This is a genomic window from Oleiphilus sp. HI0132 (assembly GCF_001635845.1).
The window spans coordinates 1-877 of record NZ_LWGJ01000884.1; the positions used below are offsets into that span (position 1 = coordinate 1).

An 877-nucleotide genomic window follows, 5' to 3' on the forward strand; every position below is an offset into this window, starting at 1 on the left:
CTATAGCACTAAACTCAGGATTTCTCGATGGCCCAGATTCTTAAGATTGATGCTGCATTTTCAACAGACGCCGGTATAAAACCGATCAATGAAGACTCGGCTGGCGTAAAGGTTCCAGAAGATAGCTATCTGCTTAACAATAAAGGTTGTGCACTCGTCGTTGCCGACGGTGTTTCATCAGCTGAAGCGGGGCGCGAAGCAAGCCATACGGCTGTTGAACGTTTTATTGAGGAATATTTCCAGACGCCTGACACCTGGTCAGTCAGTAAGTGCGGAGAGCAGATTCTATCAACGATTAACCTCAAGCTTTTTCGTAAGAGTCACGAGTTCTCGTCTGATACTAAAGGTTACTTATCTACATTCAGCTCCATCGTCATCAAAGGTCGTACCGCGCACTTTTTTCATGTTGGCGATAGTCGAATATTTTTGCTGAGAGAAGGCGAATTCGCCCAATGTACTACTGATCATGTCGCTTCTTTAGGCGGCGGTAAAACTTTTCTTACTCGCGCCATCGGTATGGATAATCGCTTGCACCTCGATTATGGGCGAATTCCTCTTGAAGCCGGTGATCGCTTATTGCTGTGTAGTGATGGTGTACATGACTTTATCGAGGAAGCGAGAATAATCGAAACGCTGGCGATGGACCAGCCGGCTGAGTTTATCGCGGACAAATTTCTAGATTTGGCACGAGAAGGCGAAACCGATGACAATATCAGTGCCGTTGTGGGTATTGTTGAACAGCTGCCTTTCGAAAACCTTGATGATTATAGTGCGAAACTGACACGCCTACCTTTCCCGCCAGCTTTAGAAAAGGGTATGAAACTGGATGGTTTTGTCGTCCAAAAAGAGTTATTTGCTTCGAGTCGAAGCCAGTTGT

At 46.0% G+C, this 877-nt stretch carries 1 protein-coding gene; it reads left to right on the top strand.

What is annotated here, in order from left to right; all coding sequences use genetic code 11:
* Positions 1-27: 27 nt before the first annotated feature.
* Positions 28-877, top strand: an 850-nt coding sequence (locus A3766_RS10035; RefSeq protein WP_156508848.1) for a PP2C family serine/threonine-protein phosphatase, incomplete at its 3' end; no start/stop codon positions are given.